This is a genomic window from Pseudomonas sp. YL2 (assembly GCF_023063025.1).
GTDB lineage: Bacteria > Pseudomonadota > Gammaproteobacteria > Pseudomonadales > Pseudomonadaceae > Aquipseudomonas > Aquipseudomonas putida_A.
This window is the reverse complement of record NZ_JAJSLU010000016.1, coordinates 54483-77942: the sequence shown is the minus strand read 5'-3', so window position 1 is coordinate 77942 and position 23460 is coordinate 54483. Positions and strand designations below refer to the sequence as shown.

20 protein-coding genes are annotated in these 23460 nt (G+C 62.9%); 8 read left to right on the top strand and 12 right to left on the bottom strand.

Going from position 1 to position 23460, the window contains the following annotated elements; genetic code table 11:
- The first annotated feature begins 120 nt into the window (after positions 1–120).
- Entirely contained in the window at positions 121–642 is a 522-nt protein-coding gene (locus LVD08_RS21095; RefSeq protein WP_096796831.1) for a DUF4142 domain-containing protein, read from the top strand.
- A 62-nt stretch (positions 643–704) separates the two neighbouring features.
- Here LVD08_RS21095 and LVD08_RS21090 read toward each other — a convergent pair whose 3' ends face one another.
- Positions 705–974, bottom strand: a complete 270-nt coding sequence (locus LVD08_RS21090) for a hypothetical protein (RefSeq protein ID WP_247269164.1) — start codon at positions 972–974, stop codon at positions 705–707.
- Positions 975–1224: 250 nt separating this feature from the next.
- On the opposite strand from LVD08_RS21090, the gene LVD08_RS21085 reads away from it, so the two are divergent.
- From LVD08_RS21085 to LVD08_RS21060, 6 genes are read left to right on the top strand one after another with little or no spacing between them, the layout of a single operon-like run.
- On the top strand, positions 1225–2076 hold the full coding sequence (locus tag LVD08_RS21085) for an STAS domain-containing protein (protein ID WP_096796830.1): 852 nt from the start codon (positions 1225–1227) through the stop codon (positions 2074–2076).
- A 4-nt stretch (positions 2077–2080) separates the two neighbouring features.
- The gene (locus LVD08_RS21080; protein WP_007912539.1) at positions 2081–2443 is read left to right on the top strand and encodes an STAS domain-containing protein; all 363 of its coding nucleotides are present in this window, start codon (positions 2081–2083) and stop codon (positions 2441–2443) included.
- Positions 2440–2844 (top strand): anti-sigma regulatory factor, encoded by a 405-nt coding sequence (locus LVD08_RS21075; protein WP_003225570.1) that lies wholly within the window; start codon positions 2440–2442, stop codon positions 2842–2844. The genes LVD08_RS21080 and LVD08_RS21075 overlap by 4 nt, the downstream gene beginning before the upstream one ends.
- Positions 2841–3851, top strand: a complete 1011-nt coding sequence (locus tag LVD08_RS21070) for an ATP-binding protein (RefSeq protein WP_247269195.1) — start codon at positions 2841–2843, stop codon at positions 3849–3851. Before LVD08_RS21075 ends, LVD08_RS21070 begins: the two co-directional genes overlap by 4 nt.
- Complete coding sequence (locus tag LVD08_RS21065) at positions 3844–4719, top strand: sensor histidine kinase (protein ID WP_247269163.1); 876 nt, start codon at positions 3844–3846, stop codon at positions 4717–4719. The genes LVD08_RS21070 and LVD08_RS21065 overlap by 8 nt, the downstream gene beginning before the upstream one ends.
- Positions 4709–6652 carry a response regulator gene (locus LVD08_RS21060; RefSeq protein WP_096796828.1) on the top strand — a complete coding sequence of 648 codons (1944 nt, stop codon included), beginning with the start codon at positions 4709–4711 and terminating at the stop codon, positions 6650–6652. The genes LVD08_RS21065 and LVD08_RS21060 overlap by 11 nt, the downstream gene beginning before the upstream one ends.
- A 195-nt stretch (positions 6653–6847) precedes the next feature.
- On the opposite strand, the gene LVD08_RS21055 is transcribed toward LVD08_RS21060, so the two are convergent.
- From LVD08_RS21055 to LVD08_RS21005, 11 genes are all read right to left on the bottom strand, one after another.
- Positions 6848–9481 (bottom strand): excinuclease ABC subunit UvrA, encoded by a 2634-nt coding sequence (locus LVD08_RS21055; RefSeq protein ID WP_247269162.1) that lies wholly within the window; start codon positions 9479–9481, stop codon positions 6848–6850.
- Positions 9482–9660: 179 nt separating this feature from the next.
- Positions 9661–11772, bottom strand: coding sequence for a hybrid sensor histidine kinase/response regulator (locus LVD08_RS21050; RefSeq protein ID WP_247269161.1), 2112 nt, complete (start codon positions 11770–11772; stop codon positions 9661–9663).
- Positions 11773–11905: 133 nt separating this feature from the next.
- A complete protein-coding gene (locus LVD08_RS21045) occupies positions 11906–12595 on the bottom strand; it encodes a GntR family transcriptional regulator (RefSeq protein ID WP_027613675.1) in 690 nt (229 codons plus the stop codon).
- A 293-nt stretch (positions 12596–12888) separates the two neighbouring features.
- The gene (locus tag LVD08_RS21040; RefSeq protein WP_027613674.1) at positions 12889–13548 is read right to left on the bottom strand and encodes a DUF799 domain-containing protein; all 660 of its coding nucleotides are present in this window, start codon (positions 13546–13548) and stop codon (positions 12889–12891) included.
- Positions 13545–13913: a DUF4810 domain-containing protein gene (locus LVD08_RS21035; protein WP_003225593.1), complete on the bottom strand. Its 369-nt coding sequence runs from the start codon at positions 13911–13913 to the stop codon at positions 13545–13547. Before LVD08_RS21035 ends, LVD08_RS21040 begins: the two co-directional genes overlap by 4 nt.
- A 28-nt stretch (positions 13914–13941) precedes the next feature.
- Entirely contained in the window at positions 13942–14628 is a 687-nt protein-coding gene (locus tag LVD08_RS21030; protein ID WP_177325722.1) for a CsgG/HfaB family protein, read from the bottom strand.
- Between the two features lie 286 nt (positions 14629–14914).
- Positions 14915–18013 carry an error-prone DNA polymerase gene (locus tag LVD08_RS21025; protein ID WP_247269160.1) on the bottom strand — a complete coding sequence of 1033 codons (3099 nt, stop codon included), beginning with the start codon at positions 18011–18013 and terminating at the stop codon, positions 14915–14917.
- Positions 17989–19404, bottom strand: coding sequence for a Y-family DNA polymerase (locus tag LVD08_RS21020; RefSeq protein ID WP_247269159.1), 1416 nt, complete (start codon positions 19402–19404; stop codon positions 17989–17991). The genes LVD08_RS21025 and LVD08_RS21020 overlap by 25 nt, the downstream gene beginning before the upstream one ends.
- A 7-nt stretch (positions 19405–19411) precedes the next feature.
- Complete coding sequence (gene imuA, locus LVD08_RS21015; RefSeq protein ID WP_007968686.1) at positions 19412–20029, bottom strand: translesion DNA synthesis-associated protein ImuA; 618 nt, start codon at positions 20027–20029, stop codon at positions 19412–19414.
- Positions 20029–20646, bottom strand: a complete 618-nt coding sequence (gene lexA / locus LVD08_RS21010) for a transcriptional repressor LexA (protein ID WP_134786550.1) — start codon at positions 20644–20646, stop codon at positions 20029–20031. Before lexA ends, imuA begins: the two co-directional genes overlap by 1 nt.
- 38 nt (positions 20647–20684) lie before the next feature.
- Positions 20685–21602: a LysR family transcriptional regulator gene (locus LVD08_RS21005; RefSeq protein ID WP_247269158.1), complete on the bottom strand. Its 918-nt coding sequence runs from the start codon at positions 21600–21602 to the stop codon at positions 20685–20687.
- Positions 21603–21705: 103 nt separating this feature from the next.
- On the opposite strand from LVD08_RS21005, the gene LVD08_RS21000 reads away from it, so the two are divergent.
- Positions 21706–23448, top strand: a complete 1743-nt coding sequence (locus LVD08_RS21000) for an amidohydrolase (RefSeq protein WP_247269157.1) — start codon at positions 21706–21708, stop codon at positions 23446–23448.
- Positions 23449–23460 lie beyond the last annotated feature (12 nt).

The window sequence follows — 23460 nt, the reverse complement described above, 5'->3', positions numbered from 1 at the left end:
CGACCACCTGTCAGACCAGCGGTGGCCGTTCGTCGCCCTTTCGGAAACACGATCAAACCTTTTCCTGCTCCGCTCCCTCCATTGCATAACGTCAACAAAAACCTGTGTGGAGATACATCAATGGACGGATTCAACCTGCGTCATCTCGTTCTGGCTGTCGCTCTGAGCAGCGGCATGGGCAGTGCCTTCGCCGCCACCTCGAACGACTTCGTCGACAACGCCGCTGCCGGTGGCATCGCGGAGATCGAGACCAGTCGCCTCGCCCTGGAAAAAAGTCAGTCGGCCGACATCAAGGCGTTCGCCAACATGATGATCACCGACCACAGCAAGGCCAACGACGAACTGGCGAGCATTGCCAAGGCCAATGACATCGATGTCCCGGACACCACGACTCTGGTCAAGCAGGCCAAGGAAAAGATCCTCGACATGCGCGATGAATCCTTCGACGCGGCCTACGCCAACAACCAGGTCAAGGCCCACGAAGAAACCATCGAACTGTTCAAGAAAGAAGCCAACACCGTGACCGACGACAAAGTCAAAGGAGCCCCGGAACTGAAGGCCTTTGCGCAGAAAATGCTCCCGGCATTGGAAAAACACCTGACCGCCGCCAAAGAGCTACAAGCCAAGCACCCGAGCAAGTAACCCGGGCGCTGTACAGCAAAAGGCCGCATTGATAAATGCGGCCTTTTGTCGTTTCAGCGAGATCAACCGCCGTCAGTATCGATGTCGGCATCGGTTTCTTCACCGGGCTTCGGACGATCGGGCTCAGGTTCGAAACCGGGGCTGAACTCGTTGTTGTTGTCGGTGTGTTTGTTCTTTTGATCCACCGCCGGATCGGCGCTCTGCGCCTGCTCGGTGCCACCCGTGGGTTGCGTTGGCGGACTCTGTCCCGGCACTTGCGGGTCGATGGCCGGGTCGTTGCGATTGATCGGCTCTGTACCCTGGTTCTGTTGTTGCCTGGTTTGCTCGTTCATGGCTACCTCGTTTTTCACTACCGGCGCGACTCAAACCCGCCGGCCTTGTATGTTCGAAGCCGCTACGGTGCCAACGTTCAAAACATCGCTGGTTTGAAGGGCGCCGACTAGAGTTACCGGGGCATTGCTTGCGCCGGATCAAAAATATCCTTGCGCACCTGAACAACTATTTTGAACGGCAAAGGTCACTGACTTCGCACCGGTCACTTTTTACAGAACCGGCCCCAATACGCTACGGAGCAACAGGCACATGGCAGCACTGCAGAACAGCACATTCGATGCGATGAAAAACAAACAACCACAACTGCTGAGCGAATGGATCAACGGCCTGGAAGCCAGCGGCGCCACCCGCAACCTCAAAGACCATGACCTGCAACAGCAGACCAGCGAATTCCTGCAACTGGTGATCAATGGCCTGCAGGATGACAACGGCACCAACATCAATGCGCCGGGTTGGGAAGCCACCCGCCAGTTCCTCGAAAAACTCTCCCACAGCCGTGCCCAGCTCGGTCAGGATTCGCAACAGACTGCCAGTTTCATCTTCGCCCTGAAGGGCCCGCTGTTTGCCCTGCTGCAAGCGCACTATAAAGAACAGCCAGCGCTGCTCGCCGAACAACTCTGGGAAATCTCCGAACTGTTCGACGCCTTCGGCATGCACACCATCCGCACCTTCCAGAAGTCCCGCGAAGCAGTGATCAAGCGCCAACAGGAAGAACTGCTGGAGCTCTCCACGCCGGTGGTCAAACTGTGGGACGGCGTCCTGGCGCTGCCGATGATCGGCACCCTCGATTCGCAACGCACCCAAGTGGTGATGGAGTCCTTGCTGCAACGCATCGTCGACACCGGTTCGGAAATCGCCATCATCGACATCACCGGCGTCCCGACCGTCGACACCCTGGTCGCGCAGCACCTGCTGAAAACCGTGACCGCGATTCGTCTGATGGGTGCCGATTGCATCATCAGCGGCGTGCGTCCGCAAATCGCCCAGACCATCGTCCATCTGGGCCTCGACCTGCAAGGCGTGGTGACCAAGGCCAATCTGGCCGACGCACTGAAGCTCGCCCTCTCCCGCCTGGGTATCAGCCTCGGCAAAGCGGTCTGAGCCGATGGAACGTATCCCGATTCTCCAAATGGGCAAGTTCCTGCTGGTGACCATTCAGGTCGACATGCATGACCAGCTTGCCCTCACGTTGCAGGACGACTTGTCCGAGCGCATAAGCAAGACCTCGGCGCGTGGCGTGCTGATCGACATCTCGGCGCTGGACATGGTCGACTCGTTCATTGGCCGGATGATCAGCACCATCTCCGGGCTGTCGAAAATCATGGACGCTGAAACCATGCTGGTCGGCATGCAACCCGCCGTGGCGATCACCCTGGTCGAACTCGGTTTGACCCTGCCGGGTGTCAGCACCGCACTGAACGTCGAGCGCGGGATGAAACTGCTGCAGGAACGAGTAGACCGGCAATGACCGTACGCAGCAGCGGTACTCAACCCATCCATATCGAGCAGGATGTCGTGCTCGCACGCCAGACCGCCCGCAAACTCGCCACCGAATGCGGGATGCGCCTGATCGACCTGACCAAAATGGTCACGGCGGTCAGCGAACTGGCCCGCAACACCATGGTGTACGGTGGCGGCGGCGACATGGACTGGCAGATTCTCGATGAAGATCACAAGGTCGGTCTGCGCTTGACGTTCCGTGACGAAGGCCCCGGTATTGCCGATATCAAACTGGCGATGACCGACGGCTGGACCTCCGGCAGCGGCATGGGCCTGGGCCTGACCGGCGCCAAACGGCTGGTCGAGGAGTTCGAACTGGACACGGAGCCCGGTAAGGGCACGCGAATAACGATCACCCGATGGACATGAATATCGCTGGGTCGCTGACCCAGGTGCTGCTGATCGAAGACAGCAGCCAGATCGGCCATGCCCGGCGCACCGCGCAACGGCTCGCCGAGCAACTCGGTTTTGATGCAACCGATGCCGGACGCGTGGCGCTGGTCGCCACCGAACTGGCCAGTAACGTGCTCAAGCACGCCAGCCGCGGCGAAGTTCACCTGCGCCTGTTGCCGCGCCCCGGCGGATTCGGCATCGAAATGCTCGCGATTGATCGCGCACAGGGCTTTGACCTCGACGCCTGCCTGACCGATGGTTTTTCCACCGGTGGCACCCAAGGCATCGGACTGGGCGCCGTGGCGCGGCAGACCGAAGTCTTCGACGTCCACGCCGACGCCCGTGGCGCGGTGCTACTGGCGCGTTTGTACCCGCGCGGCGACCGTCAACCGGACTTGCGCTACGGCGTCAGCCAGCACTCGCTGCACAACGACCCGGCGTGCGGCGACACCTGGCACCTGGCGTACAACGGCGCGAATGTCAGTGCGCTGGTGATCGACGGCCTCGGCCACGGTGAGGATGCCGAGCGCGCGGCCAAGGCCGGCGAGCGGGTGTTCGCCCAAACCCCGTTCGCCAGTCCGGTGCTGCTGATGGAGGATATGCACCGCGACATGATCGGCAGCCGTGGCGGCGCCGCCGCGTTCGCCCAGTACAATGCCGCCCGCGATGGCCTGACCTTTACTGGCGTGGGCAACATCGGCGCCAGCCTGCTCACCGCCGACAAGTCGCGCGGGCTGGCCTCGCACCCGGGCATCGTCGGCGGTCAATACCGAAAAGCCCAGCCCTTTGACTATGCTCACGTGAACGGACATCTATTGATCATGTACAGCGACGGCCTGCAGTCCCGTTGGAATCTTCAAGACTACCCCGGTCTGGTGCACCGCCATCCTGCCGTGATAGCCAGCGTCCTGCACCGTGACTTCTGTCGCGGGCGCGACGACGTCACGGTACTGGTCGTTGCCCTGGAGGCCGCCCATGGCTGAGTCGCCAAGCCTGAATGCCGCCGAACAGGCTGCGCTGATCGCCCGATTGCAGAGCGAGACCGCGGCCCTGCGCGAGGAACTCGACGAGACCAACCAGGGCGTGCTGGCGCTCTACGCCGAACTCGACACCCAGGCGGAAGAACTGAGGCAGGCCTCGGACCTGAAAAGCCGCTTTCTGTCGTACATGAGCCATGAGTTCCGCACCCCGCTCGGCTCGATCCTCAGCATCAACAGCCTGCTGGCCGATGAGCTCGACGGCCCGCTCAGCCCCGAGCAGCACAAGCAGGTGGCGTTCGTCAGCAGCGCCGCGCGTGAACTCAGCGACATGGTCGATGACTTGCTCGATCTGGCGAAGATCGAAGCCGGGCGGATCACTATTTCCCCGGCATGGTTCGACATGTTCGACCTGTTCTCCGCCCTGCGCGGGATGTTCCGGCCGATCGTCGATGCGTCGGCGGTGGACCTGATTTTCGAAGAGCCGGTCGGCCTGCCACGCCTGTACACCGACGACAAAAAACTCGGGCAGATTCTGCGCAATTTCATTTCCAACTCTCTGAAATTCACCACCCGCGGTGAAGTGCGGGTTTCGGCGCGCCTGGAAGGCTCGGACAAAGTACGTTTTGCCGTCAGCGACACCGGTATCGGTATCGCGCCGGAGCTGCACGGTGCATTGTTCGAGGACTTCTCGCAGGTCGACTCGCCGCTGCAGAAACGCCTGCGCGGCACCGGCCTCGGCTTGTCCTTGTGCAAGCGCTTCGCTGCCCTGCTCGGCGGCGAGGTCGGGATGGACAGCAAGCCGGGGGTCGGATCGACCTTTTTCGTGATCATTCCACTGGCGCTCGCCCTGGAGAATGTCGATGAAACGTGACATCCGTCTGTTGATCGTCGACGACAACGCCGCCACCCGCTACGCCTTGCGCCGGCGCCTGGAGCGCCATGACTACGAGGTGCTGGAGGCCGGCACCGGCAGCGAAGGTTTGGCGCTGATCGCGAGCGAGCCACTCGATGCGCTGATCCTCGACGTGAACCTGCCGGACATGAGCGGCTTCGACATCGTGCGCATCTTGCGTGCTGATGCACGCACCGCGCTGCTGCCGGTGATCCACGTGTCTGCGGCGTCGATCCAGACCGGCGACATCATCACCGGTCTCGATGCCGGGGCGGATGCCTACCTGATTCACCCGGTAGACCCTGACGTGCTATTGGCGACCCTGCGCACTCTGCTGCGGGTGCGTGATACCGAAAACGCGCTGCGCGAGAGCGAGGCACGCTTCCGCGAGATTTTCGTCAATGTCTCGGCGCCGATTGCCGTGCTTGATGCCAACCTGAAAGTGCATGAATGCAACCACGCCTTCACGCAGATGATTCAGGACAACCGCAACCCGGAAACGCTCAGCGAGTGCTTTGATCAAGACCAGGGCGCGATCCTCAACGAGTTGCGCCTGCGGCTGGTCGATGGCGAGCGCTGGAAAGGCACGTTGAACATGCGCGTACAGGGCGAGGTTCGCGAAACCGAGTGGCAGATTTCCCCGTACCGCACACCGCAACTGAGCCTGGTATTCGTCGAAGACGTCACCGAGCATCGCCACCGCGAGCGCTCGCACCTGGCACAGCTGGACGACACCACCACACAACTGGCCAAGGAAGTCGCCGAGCGCGTGCGCGCCGAATCGCAGTTGCTGCAAGTGCAGAAAATGGACGCACTGGGCAAGCTCACCGGGGGCATCGCCCACGACTTCAACAATCTGCTGACCGGGATCATCACCAGCCTCGAACTGATCCAGAAACGCATGGCCGATGCGCGTCCGGACAAGGTGCAGTTCTACGCCGAAGCCGCACTGAATTCGGCGATGAGTGCGGCGTCCCTCACTCATCGTCTGCTGGCCTTCGCCCGCCAACAGCCACTGGATACCCGGCCGGTGGACATCAATGAGCAGGTGCGCTCGCTGGAAGAATTGCTGATGCGCACCATCGGCGAACGCATCACCCTCAAGCTTGAACTGACCAACAAACCGGCGATTGCCCTGGTCGACCCGGTACAGCTGGAAAGCGCTGTGCTGAATCTGGTCATCAATGCCCGGGATGCGCTGCCCCGAGGCGGCAATATCTGGGTCAACACCTATGCGGCGTATTCCCACGGCGACCCGAATCTGGCCGATGGTGCGTATGTCGCGCTGTCGGTGCGCGATGACGGCACCGGTATCGAGCACAGTGTGATCGACAAGGTGTTCGACCCGTTCTTCACCACCAAACCGCTGGGCCAGGGTACTGGTCTGGGGTTGTCGACGATCTACGGCTTCGCCCGCCAGTCCGGTGGCGATGCACATATCCGCAGCGTGGCACGGCGCGGCACGGAAGTGACCATCATGCTGCCGGCGACGAACGACCCGACCGGCGCCGACATCCCGGCGCCGAAGGTGGATCCGCAGGGTGCCGGCGAGCATGTCCTGATCGTCGAGGACATGCCGGCAGTGCGCATGTTCGTTACCGAAGTGCTGGAAGACGCAGGTTATCGCTGCACGCAGGCGGCGGATATCGAAACCGCGCTGGAGCGCTTGCAGAATGATCCGACGATCGACCTGCTGCTGAGCGACGTCGGCCTGCCGCGCATGAGCGGCCGGGAACTGGCGGACGTGGCGCGGGGCTGGCGTGAAAGCCTGCCGATTCTGTTCATGACCGGTTATGCCGAGACCGCGATCAATCGCCAGGTGTTCCTGGGCAGCGGCATGGAAATGCTGGTCAAACCGTTCCAGATCAGCGAACTGTTGGACAAGGTCCGCCGCACGCTTGATGGTGCCTGACACACCGCCATCAGGTTGCTCGGTTGAGAACACAGACCCTGTAGGAGTGAGCCTGCTCGCGATGGCGTCAGGTCAGTCAATTCATTTCTGGCTGACACTCCGCTATCGCGAGCAGGCTCACTCCTACAAGGGATTGCGGTGTGACATCTTCCGAGTACACCGCAGCCCCCTGTGGGGCCAGTAGGAACGGCGTCGCTATCGGCTCAAGGCCCGGGCCAGAAACGGCGCGGTTCGGCTCTTTTTGCTCGCGGCAACTTTCTGCGGCGTGCCGGCGGCGACGATTTTGCCGCCCTGATCACCAGCCCCCGGGCCGATGTCGATCACCCAATCACTCTGCGCCACCACGCGCATTTCATGCTCGACGACGATCACCGTGTGCCCCGCCGTGACCAGGTTGTCCAACTGCTCCAGTAGCCGATCGACATCGCGCGGATGCAGTCCGGTGGTCGGTTCATCCAGCACATACAGGGTCGCGCCGCGCTGATTGCGCTGCAGCTCAGTGGCAAGTTTGATCCGTTGCGCCTCACCGCCCGACAACTCGGTGGCAGGTTGGCCGAGCCGCAGATAACCGAGGCCGATGTCACGCAGCACCTCCAGTGAACGACGAATCCCCGGCTGCTCGTTGAACACTTCTACCGCCTCTTCCACGGTCAGTTGCAGCACCTGCGCAATGCTCAAGCCTTGCCACTGAATCGCCAGGGTCTGCGGGTTGTAGCGCGCGCCATGACAGGTCGGGCACGGCGCATACACGCTCGGCATGAACAGCAACTCGACGCTGACAAAACCTTCACCCTCGCAGGTCGGGCAACGACCCTTGGCGACGTTGAAGGAAAACTGCCCGGCGTCATACCCCGCCGCCCGTGCCTCGGGCGTGGCGGCGAACAGTTTGCGCACGTTGTCGAACAGCCCGGTGTAGGTCGCCAGATTCGAACGTGGCGTGCGGCCGATGGGTTTCTGATCGACCTGCACCAGGCGTTTGATCGACTCCAGCCCCGCCGTCACCTGACCGCTGCTGGCCTGCGGCGCATCGTCTTCGAGGCTGAGCTCTTCCGGCTCGTCCTCACCCAGCGGCCGCCCGAGTTGCGCGCCGACCAGTTCGAGCAACGCCTGACTGACCAGACTCGACTTGCCCGAACCGGAAACCCCGGTCACCGAGGTGAAGCAGCCCAAGGGAAATTCAGCGCTGAGGTTGTGCAGGTTATTGCGGCTGATGCCATCGAGTTTCAGCCAACCGCTCGGCTTGCGCGCGGTGCGGGTCTGCCGCTGGCTCTCGGCAAACAGATAGGCGCGGGTCTGCGATTCGTCGATCTCGGCCAGCCCGGCCGGAGGGCCGCTGTACAACACACGCCCACCCTTCTCTCCCGCTGCCGGGCCGACGTCGATCAGCCAGTCGGCGCGGCGCATGGTTTCCAGATCGTGCTCGACCACAAACAGCGTATTGCCGTCGGCCTTCAAGCGCTGCAAGGCTTCGAACAGCGCCTCGCCATCGGCCGGATGCAGACCGGCGGATGGCTCGTCGAGCACGTAGATCACGCCGAACAGTTGCGAGCCCAATTGCGTCGCCAGGCGCAAACGCTGCAACTCGCCGGACGACAACGTCGGCGTGCTGCGCTCCAGCGCCAGATAACCGAGGCCCAGATCGGTCAGGGTGCTGACCCGTTCCAGCAAGTCCTCGGCAATCCGTTGCGCCGCCAGGCGTTTTTCCAGCGACAGGTTTGGCGTGTGGCGTACGTCCGGTGCACTGGCGTGGCCGCTGGCACCGTGGGCCACACGTTGCTGGCGGGCTTCGCGGGTTTGCGCATGGCTGAGGGTTTCGCCGCTTTCTTCGGCCTGCTGCAGATACGTCGCCGCTGCCACTGGCCGCAGTACCTCGGCCACTTGCAGCAACGGCATCTGCGACAGTTCACCGATGTCGTAACCGGCAAAGGTCACCGACAGCGCTTCACGCTTGAGGCGTTTGCCGTCGCACAACGGACACGGACTGCCGAGCATGAACTGCGAAACGCGCTTCTTCATCAACGCACTTTGCGAATGCGTGAAGGTGTGCAGGATATAACGGCGGGCGCCGGTGAAAGTGCCCTGATAACTCGGTTCCATCTTGCGCTTGATGGCGACCCGGGTTTCCTCCGGGGTCAGCCCGGCGTAGACCGGCACGGTCGGGGTTTCTTCGGTGAACAGAATCCAGTCACGCTGCTTTTTCGGCAGTTTCTTCCAGGGGATGTCGACGTCGATGCCCATGGTCACGAGGATGTCGCGCAGGTTCTGCCCCTGCCACGCCAGCGGCCAGGACGCCACGGCGCGTTGGCGGATGGTCAGGCTCGGATCAGGCACCATCAGCGCCTCCGTCACCTCATAGACCCGGCCCAGACCGTGGCACTCCGGGCACGCGCCTTGCGGGGTGTTCGGCGAGAAGTCCTCGGCGTACAGCATCGGTTGCCCCGGCGGATAACTGCCGGCGCGGGAATAAAGCATGCGGATCAGGCTCGACAAGGTGGTCACGCTGCCCACCGACGACCGTGTGCTCGGCGTTCCGCGCTGTTGTTGCAGGGCCACGGCGGGCGGCAGACCTTCGATGGAATCGACGTCCGGCACCCCGACCTGATCGATCAGTCGCCGCGCATACGGCGCCACCGACTCGAAATAACGCCGCTGGGCTTCGGCGTACAAGGTCGAAAAGGCCAACGACGACTTGCCCGAACCGGATACACCGGTGAACACCACCAGCGCATCGCGGGGGATATCGACGTCGACGTTCTTCAGATTGTGTTCGCGAGCGCCACGCACCCGAACCATGCCGACGGGTGCTTTGGAGGTGCGTTTGGAAGTCATGGGCGGGCCTTGATCGGAAAATGTGAGTCGAACACAAAACATGTGGCGAGGGAGCTTGCTCCCGCTGGGCTGCGAAGCGGCCCCAAATCCAGACGAATCAACCCGGCAGGTAAACCGCGGTTCCCGGGTTTACGACTGCTGCGCAGCCGAGCGGGAGCAAGCTCCCTGGCCACAGGGAATCAGGCACTCAGCACCGAGCGAATCATCTGCAACAACGCCTCCGGGCCATACGGTTTGCCCAGCAAATGCGTGTCCGGGCTCAACTGGTGGTTGCGTGAAATGATGTCGCGGGTGTGGCCGGAGGTGAACAGCACCGCCACCGGTGGCGTCTGCACCTTGGCCCAGGCTGCCAGATCGGAACTCTTGATCAGCCCCGGCATCACCACGTCGGTGAAAATCAGATCCACGTCGATCCCTTCCAGCAGCATCTGCATCGCCACGTCGCCATTGCCGGCGGTCAGCACGCGGTAGCCTTCCTCGCGCAGCAACTCCACGGCCGAAGCACGCACTGCGTCGTTATCCTCGACCACCAGAATGGTCTCGTGGCCGCCGCCCTGCTGCGGGTCGACGCTCGGCGTCTCATCGAGGACCGGACGCAGGCTGCGCGGAAAGTACAGTTGCACCCGCGTGCCTTCGCCCACGGTGCTGTCGATCTCGACGTGGCCGCCACTCTGTTTGACGAAGCCGAACACCATACTCAGGCCAAGCCCGGTGCCCTGGCCGTCGGCCTTGGTGGTGAAGAATGGCTCGAACACCTGCTCGAGCATTTGTGGCGCAATGCCGACGCCGGTATCGCTGACCACCACCCGCACGAAATCGCCGGCAACGATGCCTTTGCCCGCGCAAAAAGTGCTGTCCAGCCGTGTATTAATGGCACTGAGAACAATCGTGCCCTCGCCTTTCATCGCATCGCGGGCGTTGATCGCCAGATTGAGAATGGCGTTTTCCAGTTGATTGCGGTCGACGTTGATATGCCACGGCTCTTGCGGCAGTTGCACGTCGATCTGAATGGTTTCGCCCAACGCGCGCTGCAGCAATTCGCCGACGCCGTCGAAGATCTGCCGCGGATCGCACACCGCCGGCGACAACGGTTGGCGCCGGGCAAAGGCGAGCAGTTGCGACGACAGCTTGGCGCCGCGCTCGACCGCCGCCAGCGACGCGCTGACCCGGCGTTGCACGTTGGCATTGTCCGGTTCATGCCGCGCCAGCAAATGCAGGTTGCCGGCAATTACCTGCAGCAGGTTGTTGAAGTCGTGGGCCACGCCGCCGGTCAGTCCGCCGATGGCTTCAAGCTTCTGCGACTGGCGCAATTGCTCTTCCGCCGCCAGCCGGGCATCCACTTCGTTGGCCACCCGCTGCTCCAGGTTGCGCGTGAATTTGAGCAGGGATTCTTCGGCAATCTTGCGTTCATGGATGTCGATCAACACCCCGGGGAAACGAAACGGCGCGCCGTGTTCGTCGAACTCGCAGGCGCCACTGGCGAGCACCCACAGGTAGCTGCCGTCCGCGCGCCGCACGCGGTATTCGGCGTTGTACGGCTCGCCGGTCTGCAGCGAATGACTGACCCGATCATGCACCCACGCCAGGTCGTCCGGATGGATCCGCGACTCATTGACGGATTGCGGCAGGTTGCTCAGGTCCTGATCCGGCGGATAGCAAAAGGTTCGGGCGAAACGCTCATCGGCTGACAGCACATTGTTCTTCACGTCCCAGACGAACGAGCCGAGCAAGGCCCCCGCATTCAGCGCCAGACGCACCCGTTCGTTGTCGGCCCGATAGGCGTCTTCTGCCGCCTGACGCAGGCGCTCGGAGCGCACCAACTCGGTGGTCTCAACCACCATCGCCATCACTCCGGAAGGCACCCCATCATCGTTGGCCACCGGGCTGTAATACAGATCCATCCAGACATCTTCGGGCACGCCATCGCGCAGCAGCACCAGTTCCTTGTTGCGGTAGGACAAGGTGCCGCCCGCCAGACAGGTGTCGACCACATGCCGGTTGAACTCGGCAACTTCCGGCCAACCCAGTTCCACCGGTGCGCCCAGCAGATACGGGTGGCGGCCACCGGCAAACTGCGAGTAAGCGTCGTTGTAGATCATGTAGCCGGCGTGGCCCCAGAGCATGACCATCGGCAAGGGCGAGGCCAGCATCAATTGCACGGTGCTGCACAAGCTGGCAGGCCAGGTGTCGAGCGGGCCGAGTTCGGTGAGGCGCCAGTCGAACGCGCAAATGCGTTCGGCCATCTCGCCTTTCCAGCCGTCACAACCGTGGCTATCGGATAAAAACTGCATCGATTGACTCGGTGTCCTGTGGTGTTTGCCCGATACATCGCGACGGCAGAACGCCGCGACGCCCGTCTGTTTCGAGCCTCATCGGCCGTAATGGTTTCATTAGAGGTATAGCCGATTTCAGACCAGGCCCGGATCAGACCCCGATCAGGTGCTTGAGGGGATGGTAGCCAGTTTTCATCTTCGCCGCGACGTCGAGAATCGCCTTCTCGATGCCGTTCAAATGCGTGCAGGTCAGTTCGATGGCGGCGCTCTGGTCGCCCGCCTCGATGTATTCGATCAGGCGCAGATGTTCGTTGTCACGGCAGGCTTCATGGCTGTCGTCATCCAGTGCAGCGACATACAGCGAGGCGCGGGAAATCAGCTTCTGGAACCAGTCGAGCAGCACCGGGTTGTTGAGGCTGCGCGCCAGTTTGAGGTGGAACTCGCCGAGCAGGTAAATCAGTTGCTCGTGATCGCCTGCCGCGTGGGCTGCGTCCTCCAGTAGCAGGTGCTCGCGCAAGACCTGCATGGCGGCGGTGTCCTTGCGCCGACAGAGTTCGGTGACCATGCCGATTTCGATCAGACGCCGGGTTTCGAACAGCGAGCGGATCTCTTCGTTGCTGGGCAGCGACACCGATGCACCTTTATTCGGCTCGGTGGTGACCAGCCCCTCGGCTTCCAGTTGCTTGAGCGCGGCGCGTACCGACGTGCGGCTGACATTGAACAGTTCGGCCAGGGACGCTTCGCCCAGCTTCATCCCCGGACGCAGCGAACGCTTGCTGATCGCCTGGTAAACCCCTTGGTAGACGCGGTCGACCGTGGTTTCCAGTTTCTTCTCGGTCATTCGAACACTCCTTTAGCCTCGGGCAAACACGGTGTTGCAGCGTTATTCGCCGTTTGCGCAGATAAGTGTGGCGCAGGATATCGCCTTCGGCGTCGAGATGCAGGGGATACGGGGATTTTTTCGAGGGTGGGGAGGAGCGGTTTTGGCCGCTGCCAAATAACACTGATTAACACTTTCCCGGGGTAGGGGTGCGCCTGCCCGCGATGGCGGTGTGTCAGCCTCGTTGATGTTGCCTGACAACCCCCTATCGCGCGCAGGCTCACTCCTACAAAGGTTTTTGTGTCGTACCTAAATCAGTCAGTACCGTACTTCGGCGAACGCGGGCCGTACAACAGTCCTGCGTGCTGACCGGCCGACAACAGGCGATTGCTCGCCACGCCGGCAATCGGATACCCGGCATCGGTCGAACTGTTGATCACCTGCTTCACCGCGGCGGTGATCAGCATGCCGACCAGGCCGCCACCACTGTTATTGCCGCCCTCTTCGCTCGACGCCCGTGCCGAACCGGTCCACAGCGTGGTGCCGGATTTCAGATCGACCAGCTTGGCGGTGGCGGTTACCGCGGTTTCGCTGCTGATCACCATGTAGCGCGTACCGTACTCGGTCACGGTGATGTACAGCGCAGCGTCGGCGCCGAAGATTTCCTTGAGCTTGTTGGCCGGCGCCTGATGGATGTCATCCGGGGTGGTCAGGCCGTTCTGGCGGAAGGTTTCGTCCACCAGGGTGATCGGCAGCACGTAGTAACCGGCTTCGGCCAATGGGAACGTCACCTGCGACAGCAAGCTGTAGGAAGCCTTGACGTCCGGCGAGGTGTTCAGCGGCGGCAGCACCAGAATGGTCTTCGGCCGTGCCTGTTTGTACGCCGAGTAATCCACGGTTTTCGGCGCGACGCAGCCACCGAGCACGGTCAGGGCCAAACCGGCGGCCAGCAGTTTCAGGGTGCGCGAGATCATTTGGCGTCTCCGGTCTTGGCGTTTTTAAGCAGAAAATCCATGTATGGGCCGGACTCGGGGAACAGCGCTTTTTCGGTGCGGAACTGCTGCACCATCTGATCGTCCTTGCCCATGCTCAGGTACAGCAGACCCAGGTGCGCGTGGTAACCCGGCGGCACGGCCTTGCCGGTGGAACGGATCTTCTGCAGGTCGCGCTCCAGCACTTCGGCCTGGGCTTCTTTTGGCTCTTCGCCTTTGAAGTATTCGTAAACCTGCGGTTGGTAATCTTCCCACTGGTACAGGGTTTTCGGGCTGCTGCAACCGGCCAGCAAGGCGCTGGCGGCCAGCGTCAGGGCCAGCAGCGACCGCGACAAAGTCAGATTCATGGGTGTTGCTCCTTGCAATGAATAACGATCAGTTAGCCGGTTTCCAGGCACCGGCGTTCATGCCATCGACCAGACGATTGATCGCCTCGCGCATGGCCAGATCGAGGACTTTGCCGTTGAGGGTGGAGTCATACGCGGCGGTGCCGCCGAAGCCGATGATTTCGCGGTTGGACAAGGCGTATTCGCCGGCGCCCTGAGTCGAATACACCACTTCGGAGGTGCTGATGTTGACGATGTTCAGGTTGACCTTGGCGTAGGCGACCTGGGTCTTGCCACGGCCGAGAATGCCGAACAGCTGGTGGTCACCGGTTTCCTTGCGGCCGAACTCGGTGACGTCGCCGGTGACCACGTAATCGGCGCCCTTGAGGCGTTGGGCCTGGCCCTTGATCGCCGCTTCCTGCTGGATCTCGCCCATGTTGTCGCGATCCAGTACCGAGAAACGGTTGGTCTGCTGCAAGTGAGTGATCAGGATGGTCTTGGCCTGGCCGCCGAGACGATCAACGCCATCGGAGAAGATCCCGCGCATGTAGCTGGAGCGGTTATCGAACTTGCCCACCGCCATCGGTACGCGAGCGCCGGTCCAGACTTGCGTGGCGCTCTCGACCTTGGCCACCGGCAGGGCGCGGGAGCTTTCGGTGGCGCACCCGGCAAGGGAGCTGGCGAGGGTGCCGAGCACGGCAATCGCAACGCCTGAGACCAACATCCGGGAGATCATTCTCACTGTGCATTCCTTCTGAAAAAAACGGTGTGCCCCGGCACGGCTACGCGGTGGGGAGCGGAAAAGGGGCGGCATTATGACAAAGTGCCACCATTGGCGACAGATATTTTTGACGCCAATGAATTGGCTTGTTTGGACGCACACAAATCCCCCTTGTGGGAGCGGGCTTGCTCCGGGCGGCGTTCCGACGAAAGCGGTGTGTCAGCCACTTATTTGCCAACTGACACACCGTCTTCGCGAGCAAGCCCGCTCCCACAGGGGGGGATATGTGGTGTTCTGGGGTTTAGTGAAAGTCGCGGCTCTGCACGCGGATGCCATCGAGCAACGAAGTCAGATCGCTCAATCGCCCGGCGATCAAATGCCGCACTTCGCCCTCCCGCTCCCAGCGGCCATCGACCTTGAGCAATTGCGAACCGACCAGCACCTGACGCTGGCGCTCGGCCAGATCGCGCCAGACCACCACGTTGACGTTGCCGAACTCGTCTTCGAGGGTGACGAAGGTCACGCCGCTGGCAGTGCCCGGTCGCTGCCGCCCGGTGACCAGCCCGGCGATGCTCACCGGCCGACCATGCTCGACGTCCAGCAACTCCTGAGAGCTGCGGCAACGCCGGGCCTTGAGTTCGCCACGCAGCAGCGCCAGCGGATGCGGCCCCAGCGTGGTGCCGATAGTCGCGTAATCGGCCTGCAGATCTTCGCCGACACTCGGTTTGGGTAGCAGCACATCGGGTTCTTCCTGACTTGGCAAACCGGCAAACAGGCCCAGCTGTTTCTGCACCCCGGCCACTTCCCAACGCGCACGGTGCCGATGCCCGGCCATGCCACGCAACGCGCCGGAGTCTGCCAATAATGCCTGGGCGCGACTGTCGAGCGCGGCCCGTTCGCCCAGATCGGCGACATCGGCAAACGCCCCCCGCGCCCGCGCCGCTTCGATGCGCCGGGCGTCGTCCTCGCGAAAGCCCTTGATCATCCGCAGGCCCATGCGAATCGCCGGCTGCGCGCCGCTGATCGGTTCCAGGCTGCAATCCCAGTCGCTGGCGCGCACGTCCACCGGACGGATCTGCAACTGATGCCGACGGGCGTCCTGAAGGATCTGATCCGGGCTGTAAAAACCCATCGGCCAACTGTTGATCAACGCGCAGGCGAACGCCGCCGGTTCGTGGCACTTGAGCCAGCAACTGGCGTAGGTCAGCAAGGCGAAACTGGCAGCGTGGGATTCGGGAAAGCCGTAACTGCCGAAGCCTTTGATCTGCTCGAAAATCTGCGCGGCGAACTCCTCGGTGTAGCCGTTTTTCTTCATGCCGGCGGCGAGGCGTTCCTTGTGCGGCTCCAAGCCTCCATGGCGTTTCCACGCGGCCATCGAGCGACGCAACTGATCGGCCTCGCCGGGGCTGTAGTCGGCCGCAACGATAGCGATCTGCATCACCTGTTCCTGAAACAGCGGCACGCCGAGGGTGCGTTTGAGCACCACTTCAAGTTCCGGCGAGGGATAGGTTTCCGGTTCTTCCTTGTTACGCCGGCGCAGGTACGGATGGACCATCCCGCCCTGAATCGGCCCCGGGCGGACGATCGCCACCTCGATCACCAGATCGTAGAACTTCGCCGGTTTCAGGCGCGGCAGCATCGACATCTGCGCCCGTGATTCGATCTGGAACACGCCAATGGTGTCGGCACGGCTGATCATCTCGTAGGTCGCTTTGTCTTTATCAGGGATCGTCGCCAGGCTGAGATCCAGATGGCGATGACGGCGCAGCAAGTCGAAACAACGACGGATCGCACTGAGCATGCCGAGGGCGAGGATATCGACCTTGAGCAGCCCGACCGCGTCGAGGTCGTCCTTGTCCCACTGAATGATCGTGCGCTCGGCCATCGCGGCGTTTTCCACCGGCACCAGCGTATCCAGCGGTTGCTCGGAAATCACGAAACCGCCGGGGTGCTGCGACAAGTGCCGGGGGAAGCCGATCAGTTGCCCGGTCAGGCTCAGCACTCGACGCAGCACCGGGCTGTCGGGGTCGAAGCCGCCTTCTAGCAAGCGCGCCAGCGGCGGTGTTTCGTCGCTCCAGTGGCCGCAGCAATCGGCCAGTGCATTGATCTGATCCGGCGGCAGCCCAAGGGCCTTGGCTACGTCGCGCACCGCACCGGCAGCGTGGTAAGTGCTGACCACCGCCGTCAACGCCGCACGCCGCCGGCCATATCGGCGAAACACGTATTGCAGGACTTCTTCGCGGCGCTCGTGCTCGAAATCGACGTCGATGTCCGGCGGCTCGTTGCGCTCTTTCGACATGAAACGCTCGAACAGCAGCGTGGTGCGGTCCGGGTCGATCTCGGTGATGCCCAAGGCAAAACACACCGCCGAGTTAGCCGCCGAACCACGGCCCTGACAGAGGATTTTTTGCTTGCGGGCGAAACTTACTACGTCGTGCACGGTGAGGAAGTAGCTTTCGTAGCCGAGCTCGGCGATCAGTTTCAGCTCATCGTCGATTTGCTTGAGCACTTTGGCCTGCGGCCCTTTCGGCCAGCGCCAGGCAATGCCTTCTTCGGTCAGTTGCCGCAACCAGGAACTGCCGGTATGCCCCTGCGGCACCAGCTCCTTCGGATACTCATAGCGCAATTCGCTCAGCTCGAAAGTGCAGCGCCGGGCCAGTTGCACCGAGGCGTCGAGCAACGCCGGCGGATAAAGCTCGCGCAACACCTCGAGGCTGCGCAGATGCCGCTCGCCGTTGGGATGCAGGCGCAATCCGGCCTCGGCCACCGGGACGTGATGGCGGATCGCGGTCATGGTGTCCTGCAAGGCGCGCCGACCACGGGCGTGCATGTGCACGTCGCCGCTGGCCACGGCGGCGATCTGCAGCTGCTCGGCCAAACTCAGCAGTGCCGCCAGCCGCCGCTGATCGTCCTGCCCACGATGCAGCTGCACCGCCAGATACAGACGCTCGCCGAAAGTCTGCTTCAGCCAGCGGCCCTCCTCCACGTCATCGACGCTGTCCGGCACCCACACGGTGAACAATCCCGGCAACGGCTCGCTGAAATCCTCGCGCAGCACCTGGTACTGGCCCTTCTGCGTACGCCGCCGGGCCTGAGTGATCAAGCCGCACAAGGCCTGATAGCCCGCAAGGTTCTCCACCAGCAGTATCAGTTTCGGGCCGTTATCGATGCGGATTTCGCTGCCGATGATCAGCGGCAGTTCCACCGATTTCGCCGCTTGCCAGGCACGAACGATACCGGCCAGGGTGCACTCGTCGGTGATCGCCAGCGCCTGATAACCGTGTTTTTTCGCCCGCTGAAACAGCTCAAGGGCACTGGAGGCACCGCGCTGGAAACTGAAGTTCGACAGGCAGTGCAGCTCGGCATAGTCGTGGCTCATGCAAACCAGCCCTGCAGCCACAACGGACCGCCCTCGCCCACGGCCCGATAGGCCCAGCCCTGCTGACCGGCGCGGTTCTGGATCAGGTAGTAATCGCGGCGCACATCATCACCGTCCCACCAGCCGGACTCGATGCGCTCCGGGCCCATGAGAATCCGCGCCGAACCTTCCGGCACACTCTGCGGTTCGCCGAGCAGCCAGCCCGGGCGCTGCACACTCGGCAAACCGCTGCAACGCTGCTTGTCGACGCCGTTCTGCCACGCACATTCGGGGCGGTGGTCGGCCTGAAAGCGCAGGCCCTGCACCGCGTCATCGCCGAGCCGTGCACGCAGACGTTCGCGCAATTGCTCCCAAGGCAAGGTCTGTTGCGGACGGTCATCGAACAGTTCCTGAAACTGCGGCACGAAACTCGGCAGGTCTTCGGCACGCAGGCGAAAACCGCGCACCGGGGCCTCGACCTGGACTTGCTCCAGTCGCCCGCGGGCCAGTTCGAAGAGCATCGCCGGATCGCGCTCGGCGCTGAGCAGGCCGACCTTGATCAGCGTGTCCGGCAGCCCGGCGTGCTCCAGATGCAGGTCGAAACGCTGCACGCCGCTGTCACGTCCGCAGAGGAATGCCGACAGGTCAGCGGTCAAGCGGCGTAACGGAAACAGCAGCGCCTGGTGAGATTGCACGTCGAAATTGAGTTCGATACGCACATCGAAGCGGTCAGGCGGCAGATAGAACGCCAAGGCCAGCGGCCGTGCGCCGAACAGGGTGTCGAGATGCTTGAGCATCGACGCTTCGAAGCGCCGGGCCAGGGCCTGACGCGGCAGGCTCTGCAGCTGGTTCAGGTTGCGCAGACCCATGCGCGTCAGCGCGGTGGCGACCTGCGGCTCCAGCCCGACACGGTCGACGGGCAACTTTCCGAGGTGATGCTGCAGGGCTTCACCGTCAGGTACCACCAGACCGTCGTAGGCGTTGGCCAGCACCCGCGCCGCCACCGGATTCGGTGCGGCGACGATGCGATGGCGGAAACCCAGCTCGGTCAGCTCCTTGCGCAGCCGCGCTTCGAACTGCGCCCAGGAGCCGAACAGGCCCAGGCTCGACTCGATCTCGAACACCACGGTACGCGGATAATGCACGCTGACCTGCGCGCTGAAACGATAGGCCCACGCGGCGAGAAACTGCTGCCAGTGCTCGACCTCGGCGAGGTCGTAATCGGCGGTGGCAAAGCCTTTGCTCAACGCTTGCGCGGCGGTCATCGACTGGCCGGCGCGCAAGCCGAGCTGGCGCGCCGCTGCATTCACCGCTTGCAGCACCCGGCGCTGGGCCGGGCCACTGAGCAGCACCAACGGCTCAGCAGGATCGGCACGCTGGCGCAGCACCGCGTCGAGGGCCAATTGCGGGAACAGAATACACACCCAGCGCATGACGACCTCAGTGCCCGACGGCAAAGGCAATCGGCGCCGTGCGCGCCAGTCCGCCACGGCACTTGAGCACGCGCAACTGGGCGGGTCTGGCGTCGATGGCAATACGCAACGCGGCCGGCGACGGGTTGATCGCCTCGCTCAGCGGGCGCCAGGCAAACGCCAGGGTCTGGCCGGTTTCCGCCGCCACCTGCAAACGCCGCAACGCTCGGTCATCGGCCTTGTGCGGCCAGCACAGCACCGCGCCGCAACTGCCGGAACGCAGGCATTGTTCCGCCGCCCACAAGGCATCGCGTTCGCTGGCCTGGATTACCGACAATTGACGCAGATCGACCCCGGCGTTCGCCCACGCCTGCGGGTACGGCACGAACGGTGGCGCCACCAGCACGATGCGCTCGCCCGCCGCCGACAGCCGCGCCAGCGTCGGCCACACCAGTTGCAACTCGCCAACCCCGGGCCCGGCCAGGAGGATTTCGCTCAGCGCCGCTTCCGGCCAGCCACCGCTGGGCAGTGCCGCATCCAGCGCGGCATGCCCGGTGGGTTGCGGGCTGGCCGCCGGTGGCGCAGGCCGGCCCTTCCAGACCTGGCCGCCATTGAACAGCGTATCGAGTGCAACGACGGCGCCCATCAGCCTTGCCTCACCAGACCGCAGAACACCCCTTCGATGGCCAGGTCCTGATCATCGCGCACGACAATCGGCTGGTACGCCGGGTTACGCGGCAGCAGGCGCACCGTAGCGCCGACACGTTCGAAGCGTTTGATCGTCACTTCGCCGTCGAGGCGCGCCACCACGATCTGCCCGTTGAGCGCTTCGGGATTGCGCTTCACTCCCACCAGATCACCGTCGAGAATGCCGTCCTCGATCATCGAGTCGCCCTGCACCCGCAACATGTAGTCGGGCGCACGGGAGAACAGCGCGGGATCAAGCATCAAGCGGTTATGGATGTCGGCATCGGCGCCGATCGGTGCACCGGCAGCCACCCGGCCGAGCACCGGAATGTCCAGCAGCTCCGGCCGCGCGGGTTGCCCGAGCAGGCGAATGCCCCGGGCCTGGTGCGGATTGACCTCGATAAACCCGGCTTCGGTGAGCGCCAGCACATGCTTGCGCGCCACGCTGCGCGAGGCAAAACCAAAAGCCTCGCTGATTTCAGCGAGGCTTGGGGGCTGACCGTGTTCGGCGATGCGTTCGCGGATAAAGGTCAGGATGGCGGTACGGCGGGGAGTGAGATTAGTCATGGAGTACATTTGTACTCTTTCGCCTTTTTGCTGGCAATGACCGCCAGTCAGTTCAATCCGCGCTCGGCCAGAAATGCCGAGATGTAATCGATGAACGCCACCACTTTAGCCGTGGCCCGCCGATGGCTGGGGTACACCGCGAGAATGTGCGGGCCGAAGCTGTCCGGGTCGATTTCATAATCAGCCATGACCCGCACCAGACGTCCGTCGGCAATGTACGGCGCGGCGCTCCACAGCGGTGTGTGCAGCAAGCCGCGTCCGGCCAAAGCACTGGCCAGCAGCAGATCGTAATTGTCACTGCGCAAGCGCGGCGCCGTCGGCTGCGCCAGGCTCAGGCGCTGGCCGTCGCGTTCAGCCCACCAGAACTCGCGGCTGAGCAACGGGTGCTGATACAGCAGCCATTCATGCTGCTCGAGGGTTTGCGGGGTGACCGGCAAACCCTTGCGTGCCAGATACTTCGGGCTGCCGCACAAGGCCAGGCGATTGCTGCCGACCACCCGGGCGATCAGCCCCGGCAGGTCATCATGGCCCTCGCGCAAGGCCAGGTCATAGCCGCTTTCCAGCAGATTGACGAACGCGTCGCACAGGTCCACTTGCAGGCTGATCTGCGGGTATTGCTGCAAAAAGCCGTCACACACCTGATCGAGAAACGCCCGCCCGTAAGCCAATGGCGCAGTGATTTTCAGGCTGCCGCGCAGACCGTGCTGCAACTGCTCGATTTCCTCGCTGGCCTCCTCCAGTCGCTGCAACACCAGCCGCGCGGTTTCCAGATAAACCCGGCCGATTTCGGTGAGCAGAATCCGCCGCGTGCTGCGTTCGAACAGCCGCGCGCCAAGTTCCGACTCCAGATGATTGACCGCTTTGGTCAGCGCCGATGGGGTCTTGCCCAACTGCTCCGCCGCGCGGCTGAAACTGCCGAGTTGCGCGGTGACCACGAACATTTTCAGTGCACCCAGCTTGTCCATGCTTTTTCCATTCAGACAAAAACGTTTTTCGTGAGGGAGGCGTTCTGTCGGCCAGTGTCAGCCACTAATCTGGCCATCAGACGCAATAACAAGGAAATCTTCAATGAAAAGATTCATCCCGAGTCTGCTGGTGAGCGCGATAAGTTTTGCCTCGATGGAAGCCATGGCCGCCACCGATCTGGTGCTGGTCAACGGCAAGATTTTCACCGCCGACCGTTCGCAACCAAAGGTGCAGGCGCTGGCCGTGGAAAACGGCAAGGTGCTGAAAGTCGGCAGCGATGCGCAGATCAAGGCGCTGATCGAACCCGGCACGCAGGTGATCGACCTCGGCGGCAAGACGCTGATGCCAGGTTTGATCGACAGCCATTCCCACGCGATTTTCGGTGGCCTGGAAATGGTCTCGGCCAACATGGAAGACGAAGTCGTCGCCCTCGACGAACTGGAAAAACGCCTGCGCGCCTGGCGTGACGACGGCAAGGCCAGACATGGCGATGTGCTGAGCATTGCCGGCATGAGCTCAGCGTACTGGGCGCAGGCCGAAGCGCTGGGCAAGACCTTCAACCACGGCGAGTGGGCTGACGTGCCGGTGGTGTTCACCGGCAGTGACCACCACACCGCGTGGGCCAACAACGTGATGCTCAAGCGCGCCGGCATCGACGCGGCGTTGCTCAAGACCCTGCCCGCTGCGGAAAAAGACACGATCGGCAGACTGGCCAACGGCGAGCCCAACGGCTTCCTGGTCGATGCCGGCTGGGATCGGGTTGCCGCGAAAATGCCGGTGCCGAGCCCGGCCGATATGCTCACCGCAGCCAAATCCGCGGTGCGCTTCAACAACAGCCTCGGCATCACCGCGTGGATGGATCCGGCCGCCAACGCCGCACCGGGCGAGGCCGTGTTCGCGCTCAAACCCACCGAAAAAACCGTCGGCGTGCTGCCGGCCTACAAAGCACTGTCGGAAAGCGGCGACATGAGCGTGCACGTCGCAGCGTTGCTGGTCGCCAATCCGAAAAGTCTGCCGGCCGACCTCAACACGCTGGATAAGGTGCGCCAGCAGTTTCAGGGCATCCCCAACCTGACCCTGCCCGGGGTCAAGATCTTCGCCGACGGCGTGATCGAGTACCCGGCGCAGAGCGCGGCGATGATCGACCCGTACAGCAACTCGCACAAACAGGGCGAACTGCTGATCGATCCAAAACATTTCGGCGAGCTGGTCAGCGCCATCGACCAGCGCGGCTGGCTGGTGCACATCCACGCCATCGGCGACCGTGCGGTGCGTGAATCACTCAATGGCATCGAACGTGCGCGCAAGGATCGGCAGAGCGGCATCACTCACTCGATCACCCACCTGCAGATGGTCAACCCGAAAGAGTTCGCCCGCTTCAAGCCGCTGAACGTGATCGCTTCGATGCAACTGCTGTGGGCCAGCGCCGACGACTACACCACCGACATGATCAAGCCCTACGTCAGCGCCCTCGCCTTCCGTTATCAATACCCGGCGCACTCGCTGCTGAAACAGGGCGCGACGATTGCCGGTGCCAGCGACTGGCCGGTGTCGTCGCCCAACCCGTTCAACGCCATGGCCCAGGCCATCACCCGCGTCGGGCCGCTGGGGGTGCTGAATGCCGACGAGCGTCTGGATCGCGAAAGCATGTTTTACGCCTATACCGCCAACGCGGCGCGCACGATTGGCCTCGACCAGCAGATCGGTTCGCTGACGCCGGGCAAGCAGGCCGATTTCATCGTCGTCGATCGCGACGTGTTCAGCGTCGACGAAAAAGCCCTGCATGACACCCAGGTGCTGCAAACCTGGTTTGGTGGGCGTCAGGTCTATACCGCCACCCAATAACAACACTGCCTT

Coding starts and splice junctions, on each gene's coding strand:
- LVD08_RS21095 (WP_096796831.1), top strand. CDS start 121: ATGGACGGATTCAACCTGCGTCATCTCGTTCTGGCTGTCGCTCTGAGC.
- LVD08_RS21090 (WP_247269164.1), bottom strand. CDS start 974: ATGAACGAGCAAACCAGGCAACAACAGAACCAGGGTACAGAGCCGATC.
- LVD08_RS21085 (WP_096796830.1), top strand. CDS start 1,225: ATGGCAGCACTGCAGAACAGCACATTCGATGCGATGAAAAACAAACAA.
- LVD08_RS21080 (WP_007912539.1), top strand. CDS start 2,081: ATGGAACGTATCCCGATTCTCCAAATGGGCAAGTTCCTGCTGGTGACC.
- LVD08_RS21075 (WP_003225570.1), top strand. CDS start 2,440: ATGACCGTACGCAGCAGCGGTACTCAACCCATCCATATCGAGCAGGAT.
- LVD08_RS21070 (WP_247269195.1), top strand. CDS start 2,841: ATGAATATCGCTGGGTCGCTGACCCAGGTGCTGCTGATCGAAGACAGC.
- LVD08_RS21065 (WP_247269163.1), top strand. CDS start 3,844: ATGGCTGAGTCGCCAAGCCTGAATGCCGCCGAACAGGCTGCGCTGATC.
- LVD08_RS21060 (WP_096796828.1), top strand. CDS start 4,709: ATGAAACGTGACATCCGTCTGTTGATCGTCGACGACAACGCCGCCACC.
- LVD08_RS21055 (WP_247269162.1), bottom strand. CDS start 9,481: ATGACTTCCAAACGCACCTCCAAAGCACCCGTCGGCATGGTTCGGGTG.
- LVD08_RS21050 (WP_247269161.1), bottom strand. CDS start 11,772: ATGCAGTTTTTATCCGATAGCCACGGTTGTGACGGCTGGAAAGGCGAG.
- LVD08_RS21045 (WP_027613675.1), bottom strand. CDS start 12,595: ATGACCGAGAAGAAACTGGAAACCACGGTCGACCGCGTCTACCAAGGG.
- LVD08_RS21040 (WP_027613674.1), bottom strand. CDS start 13,548: ATGATCTCGCGCACCCTGAAACTGCTGGCCGCCGGTTTGGCCCTGACC.
- LVD08_RS21035 (WP_003225593.1), bottom strand. CDS start 13,913: ATGAATCTGACTTTGTCGCGGTCGCTGCTGGCCCTGACGCTGGCCGCC.
- LVD08_RS21030 (WP_177325722.1), bottom strand. CDS start 14,628: ATGATCTCCCGGATGTTGGTCTCAGGCGTTGCGATTGCCGTGCTCGGC.
- LVD08_RS21020 (WP_247269159.1), bottom strand. CDS start 19,404: ATGCGCTGGGTGTGTATTCTGTTCCCGCAATTGGCCCTCGACGCGGTG.
- imuA (WP_007968686.1), bottom strand. CDS start 20,029: ATGGGCGCCGTCGTTGCACTCGATACGCTGTTCAATGGCGGCCAGGTC.
- lexA (WP_134786550.1), bottom strand. CDS start 20,646: ATGTACTCCATGACTAATCTCACTCCCCGCCGTACCGCCATCCTGACC.
- LVD08_RS21005 (WP_247269158.1), bottom strand. CDS start 21,602: ATGGACAAGCTGGGTGCACTGAAAATGTTCGTGGTCACCGCGCAACTC.
- LVD08_RS21000 (WP_247269157.1), top strand. CDS start 21,706: ATGAAAAGATTCATCCCGAGTCTGCTGGTGAGCGCGATAAGTTTTGCC.